We start from the raw sequence: 5,375 nt of genomic DNA, 5'->3' as shown, positions 1-5,375 counted from the left end.
CACCGCATAACCCCTGTGGGAGCGGGCTTGCTCGCGAAAGCGGTGTGTCATTCAACGATTATGTTGACTGACCTGACGCCTTCGCGAGCAAGCCCGCTCCCACAGTTTTGATCTGTGGGGTTATAGGAGGTGTTTTTGTGGTTCTGGTATGTGCGCTGAGCCGAGTACAGCCGGCAACAACCCCGAACGCAAATCCCCGCCACTCGGCTGCTGATACAGGCTCAAACCGAACTCCGGCAGCACCGCCAGCAGATAATCGAAAATATCCCCCTGAATCCGCTCGTAATCGGCCCACACCGTGGTGGTCGTGAAGCAGTAGATTTCCAGCGGAATTCCCTGCGCCGTGGTCTGCATCTGCCGCACCATGCAGGTCATGTTCGGCTGCACCTCCGGGTGACTCTTCAAATACGCCAGCGCATAAGCGCGGAAGGTGCCGATGTTGGTCATGCGCCGGCGGTTGGCCGACATCGCGGCGACGTTTCCTTGCGCCTCGTTCCACGCCTTGAGTTCGGCTTTCTTGCGGCCCATGTAGCCGGTCAGCAGGTGCACTTGGCTCAACTTCTCTTCTTCATCGTCACGAATGAAGCGCACGCCGCTGGCGTCGATGAACAGGCTGCGCTTGATCCGTCGCCCGCCGGACTGTTGCATGCCGCGCCAGTTGCGGAACGACTCGGACATCAGGCGCCAGGTCGGGATCGAAACGATGGTCTTGTCGAAATTCTGCACCTTGACCGTGTGCAAAGTGATGTCGACCACATCGCCATCGGCGCCGACTTGCGGCATTTCGATCCAGTCGCCGACCCGCAGCATGTCGTTGCTGGTCAGTTGCACGCTGGCAACGAACGACAGCAACGTGTCCTTGTAGACCAACAGAATCACCGCCGACATCGCACCCAGACCTGAGAGCAGCAACAGCGGCGAACGGTCGATGAGGGTGGCGACGATGATGATCGCACCAAACACGTACAAGACCATTTTCGCCAGTTGCACATAGCCCTTGATCGAGCGGGTGCGGGCGTGTTCAGTGCGGGCGTAGATGTCCAGCAGCGCATTGAGCAGGGCGCTGACCGACAGCAGCAGGAACAGGATGGTGAAGGACAGCGCCACGTTGCCGAGGAAGGTCATCGCGGTTTTGCTCAGTTCCGGCACCAGGTGCAGGCCGAACTGGATCACCAGCGACGGCGTCATCTGCGCCAGACGTTGAAACACCTTGTTGTGGCGAAAGTCGTTGATCCAGTGCAGGGCCGGCTGGCGCCCGAGCATGCGGCTGGCATGCAGGATCAGATAGCGTGCCACTCGTCCGAGGACCAGCGCGATCACCAATAGCAGCATCAGCGCCAGGCCGGATTGCAGGAATGGGTGCTGTTCGAGGGCACCCCAGAGGTCTTGGGCGTTGAGCCAGAGCTGTTTGAAATCCATGTGAGCAACGATTCTTCTGTAAGACGCGATGGGCGATTAGAGCATTTAAGACGCTGTGTATTACCGTTGGAGACAAATCGAGCAACAAAAAAGCCACTGATTACGCCCGTTTGTATAAAGAAACTCGGCCTGAGCGCTCGAAACCGGTAACCTATGCAGCTGTTTTTTTGCATATCTTCGAGGTAGCACCCGTGTTTTCCCAATTCGCCCTGCACGAACGCCTGCTCAAAGCCGTGGCCGAGCTGAAATTTGTCGAGCCAACGCCTGTGCAAGCAGCGGCCATTCCGCTGGCGCTCCAGGGGCGTGACCTGCGGGTGACGGCGCAAACCGGTAGCGGCAAGACCGCCGCTTTTGTCCTGCCGATCCTCAATCGCCTGATCGGCCCGGCGAAGATCCGCGTCAGCATCAAGACCCTGATCCTGCTGCCGACCCGCGAACTGGCCCAGCAGACCCTGAAGGAAGTCGAGCGCTTTTCGCAGTTCACTTTCATCAAGTCCGGCCTGATCACCGGCGGTGAAGACTTCAAGGTGCAGGCCGCGATGCTGCGCAAGGTGCCGGACATCCTGATCGGTACGCCGGGCCGGATGATCGAGCAACTCAACGCCGGCAACCTCGACCTGAAAGAAGTCGAAGTGCTGGTGCTCGACGAAGCCGACCGCATGCTCGACATGGGTTTCGCTGAAGACGTGCAACGTCTGGTCGACGAATGCCCGAACCGTCAGCAGACCATGCTGTTCTCCGCCACCACCGGTGGTTCGGGCCTGCGCGAGATGATCGCCAAGGTGCTGAACAACCCTGAGCATCTGCAGCTCAACGCGGTCAGCCAGCTGAACTCGACCACCCGCCAGCAAATCATCACCGCCGACCACAATCAGCACAAAGAGCAGATTGTGAACTGGCTGCTGGCCAACGAGACCTACCAGAAGGCCATCGTCTTCACCAACACCCGTGCCATGGCCGACCGCATCTACGGCCGCCTCGTGGCTCAGGAGTACAAGGCGTTCGTGCTGCACGGCGAGAAAGACCAGAAGGATCGCAAACTGGCGATCGACCGTCTGAAGCAGGGCGGCGTGAAGATTCTGGTAGCGACCGACGTCGCGGCCCGTGGTCTGGACGTTGATGGCCTGGATCTGGTGATCAACTTCGACATGCCACGCAGCGGCGACGAATACGTGCACCGCATCGGTCGTACCGGCCGCGCAGGCAACGACGGTCTGGCGATCTCGCTGATCTGCCACGGCGACTGGAACCTGATGTCGAGCATCGAGCGCTACCTCAAGCAAAGCTTCGAGCGCCGCACCATCAAGGAAGTCAAAGGCACCTACGGCGGGCCGAAGAAGGTCAAGGCCTCGGGCAAGGCTGTCGGGGTGAAGAAGAAAAAGACCGACGCCAAGGGCGACAAGAAGAAGACCGCCGCCAAGACCCCGACCAAGCGCAAGAGCGCCAACCGTCCGAAGCCGGATTCGCTGGTGAGCAGCGACGGCATGGCCCCGCTCAAGCGTCGCAAGCCGGCTGAGCCAGCGGCTGAGTAAGGCGTTTTCGCAGGCAATAAAAAACCCGGACAGTGTCCGGGTTTTTTTATGCGCAGGGTTTGTCAGCTCCCCAACTGTCCGCTGGTGTCTGCGTCAAAGCGCTGTTTGGCGCGATCTGCCGCCGGTTTGAGCTGCGCGAGCAACGCGGCTTCGCTGTACAGCCGCGAGTTCCCGAGCTCTTTCGGCGTCGGCTCGATCGGGATCAGTACATCTTCACCGTCAGCGTGCAGCCAGATCGCCACGACGTGCAGTGCCGAGACAAACAGCACGCGCAATTCAACGCTTTTGCCCTGCAATTGCGGCGCCTGTTCCGCCAGTTTCAACGCGCCCACGGTGTCGGCGGCCCGGGTGCCGTGGTTCAGCGAAGCGAACTCGACATGGCCACGCACCTCGGCCAGTTGCGCATCGGCAATGCTTACGCCGTCGGCAAACACCAGGTAATGCCAATCGCCGATACGTGCGTCTTTCAGACCCTTGCCTTGGCTCAGGTCGTCGAGTGTCAGCGAGTAGCCGCGATAGGCTTCGCTGAGGCTGACTTTGGCCGGTGTCGCGTTGGCGAACTGGCGGTTGATGCCGAAGCCCTGGTTTTGCAGCGCGGCTTGCAGCACCGGACGCAAAGTCTGTACGCCGTTGGAAGGCGCCTTTGGATAAGTCAGTTGCATGATGTCGCCCTCCTAGTTTTTCGCGGTGAAGTAAGTGTGAGTCCAGTTGCCGCCGCCGTTGTACGAACCCGGGAAGGAGTTCAGCGCGCGGGTCGAGTAACCGTAGATCGAGTCGGCGATCAGCACGTAGTTGCCGTTGGTGCCGTAGATCGCCAGGAAGTGCGCACCGCCACCATACCAGGCACAACGCAGGCCGACCGGGCGGCCCATGTTGATCTGGTTCTGAATGGCCGACATCTGCAGCGAACCCTGATTCATCCCGTTATAGCTGCGGGTGGTCTGCAGGGCCGAATCCAGATAGCCGTAGACGTTGCACGGCCCCGGCTGGCTGCAGCAATTGCGGTCCAGTTGGGTGCTGGCGACGCCGCACTGGGTCCATGACCCGGTGCCGTAGTAGTTGCCGACCGAAGCGGAAACAGCGGCCCAGCACCAATTGGTCTGAGTTTGTTTCTGCATCGTGAAGTTAAGGTTGGCAGCGGCCAGTGCCGCCGTTTGCGCAGTGGCTTCAACCTCGACCAGTTGCGGGTCGATCAGGTGGCCAACAAGGCATCTTGGCAGGCTCTCGCCGGTGAACGATGTTGCTTGAGTGGTTAACATTTTTTCAGTCCTCCATGAATGAAAACAAGCGTCCAGCTTGTGATTGTGTTGCGGTATTGCCGAGCGATCGGTGGGTAACGGTTTTCATCTGCGATGAACGGTGCCGATCTCCTTGCTCGATGTAACCTTAGTCTGGATATGCGTTTATGCAAGAAAATAAATGCATAAATGCATTTTCTGGGGCAAAAGATCGCAGCCTGCGGCAGCTCCTACAGGGTTCGATGTAGGAGCTGCCGCAGGCTGCGATCTTTTGATCTTGCTTTTAGCTGTCGGCTTTTTTCTCAGCCGAGTCCAGTTCCTTCAAGCGCTGATCAATCAACTGGCACTTGTCCGGCAGATCGGCGCTGGCCGTGCCCAAGTCCATCTTCTGCAACTCGGCATTGATTTCCTTGGCCTTGGCCGGATTCTGTTCGGTGAGCTTGGCCACTTCCTTGGCCAGTTGTTCGCGTTTGGCGGTGGCCTCTTCTGGTGTGCAGGCCCAGACCGGCAGGGCGCAGGCGAGGGTGGCGGCGAGAGTGAGTTTGAGCAGGGTTTTCATGGGGCAGGCCTCCGTTCCGGGTAGGGCGGGTTGATCGGTGGAGGGTTTCGGGCGGTGAAAAGTTCAGTTCCAGTGTTTTTACCAGTCCATTTAGAGTGACCGAACGGTCGCGATCTTCTCCTGAAAAGCAGACCTCTTGAGGAAAACCACGGGTTAGAGCGGTTGTTGTAAAAGACGCTGTACGACTTATTGACGCCAGAATGATGGCAATCTACCATCGCGCCATCACATTGATATCAAATTGTGATTTCGAGGGATCGAACAAACTATTCGCCAGCGGTTCTGCGATCGTTTTTGCCACGCTTTGGACGTTCTGACCGAGGCGCGCATTTATCCCCCCTTTTTGCTTGTTCTCTCACTTGGCCCCGTGTTTTGGCCAGGCGGGGATCGCTTTGCCTGTTGATTACCCAGAACTCACTCGCCTGTCGCAACGAGAGCTCAAACATGGACGTTCGCCAATACGCCTTCCTCGCTGGTCAGCCTTCTGCTGACGTGAAAACCCGTGAGTCGTTTCTGGGCATGCCCAAGCGCGGGCTGGCGTTCCTGCTGGCGAACGTCATGTTCTGGCAACCGATGTGGGCGCAGGCCGACGGCATTGTCGTGGCCAACCCGAACACCGCGCTGGAT

At 58.9% G+C, this 5,375-nt stretch carries 5 protein-coding genes and 1 pseudogene; 2 read left to right on the top strand and 4 right to left on the bottom strand.

Annotated features, from left to right (window positions below; genetic code table 11):
• Positions 1–120: 120 nt before the first annotated feature.
• Positions 121–1,419 (bottom strand): mechanosensitive ion channel family protein, encoded by a 1,299-nt coding sequence (locus QMX91_RS28770; RefSeq protein ID WP_134785692.1) that lies wholly within the window; start codon positions 1,417–1,419, stop codon positions 121–123.
• 191 nt (positions 1,420–1,610) lie between these two features.
• Between QMX91_RS28770 and QMX91_RS28765 the strand changes: the two genes are divergently transcribed.
• Positions 1,611–2,951 (top strand): DEAD/DEAH box helicase, encoded by a 1,341-nt coding sequence (locus tag QMX91_RS28765; protein WP_041070247.1) that lies wholly within the window; start codon positions 1,611–1,613, stop codon positions 2,949–2,951.
• Between the two features lie 62 nt (positions 2,952–3,013).
• On the opposite strand, the gene QMX91_RS28760 is transcribed toward QMX91_RS28765, so the two are convergent.
• The 3 genes from QMX91_RS28760 to QMX91_RS28750 all read right to left on the bottom strand — a co-directional run bounded on the left by QMX91_RS28760 (position 3,014) and on the right by QMX91_RS28750 (position 4,748).
• Complete coding sequence (locus tag QMX91_RS28760; protein WP_139055238.1) at positions 3,014–3,613, bottom strand: hypothetical protein; 600 nt, start codon at positions 3,611–3,613, stop codon at positions 3,014–3,016.
• A 12-nt stretch (positions 3,614–3,625) separates the two neighbouring features.
• Positions 3,626–4,210 carry a papain-like cysteine protease family protein gene (locus tag QMX91_RS28755; RefSeq protein ID WP_210557871.1) on the bottom strand — a complete coding sequence of 195 codons (585 nt, stop codon included), beginning with the start codon at positions 4,208–4,210 and terminating at the stop codon, positions 3,626–3,628.
• Positions 4,211–4,472: 262 nt separating this feature from the next.
• Positions 4,473–4,748: a hypothetical protein gene (locus QMX91_RS28750; RefSeq protein ID WP_097086740.1), complete on the bottom strand. Its 276-nt coding sequence runs from the start codon at positions 4,746–4,748 to the stop codon at positions 4,473–4,475.
• A gap of 444 nt (positions 4,749–5,192) precedes the next feature.
• On the opposite strand from QMX91_RS28750, the pseudogene QMX91_RS28745 reads away from it, so the two are divergent.
• Positions 5,193–5,375 (top strand): annotated as a pseudogene (locus tag QMX91_RS28745) (ShlA/HecA/FhaA protein); the annotation flags it as partial.

Source organism: Pseudomonas sp. PS01299, from assembly GCF_029960145.1.
GTDB classification, from domain to species: Bacteria; Pseudomonadota; Gammaproteobacteria; order Pseudomonadales; family Pseudomonadaceae; genus Aquipseudomonas; species Aquipseudomonas putida_A.
The sequence above is the reverse complement of the archived record's forward strand: the minus strand, read 5'-3'. Positions and strand labels throughout refer to the sequence as shown.

Coding starts and splice junctions, on each gene's coding strand:
- QMX91_RS28770 (WP_134785692.1), bottom strand. CDS start 1,419: ATGGATTTCAAACAGCTCTGGCTCAACGCCCAAGACCTCTGGGGTGCC.
- QMX91_RS28750 (WP_097086740.1), bottom strand. CDS start 4,748: ATGAAAACCCTGCTCAAACTCACTCTCGCCGCCACCCTCGCCTGCGCC.
- QMX91_RS28755 (WP_210557871.1), bottom strand. CDS start 4,210: ATGTTAACCACTCAAGCAACATCGTTCACCGGCGAGAGCCTGCCAAGA.
- QMX91_RS28760 (WP_139055238.1), bottom strand. CDS start 3,613: ATGCAACTGACTTATCCAAAGGCGCCTTCCAACGGCGTACAGACTTTG.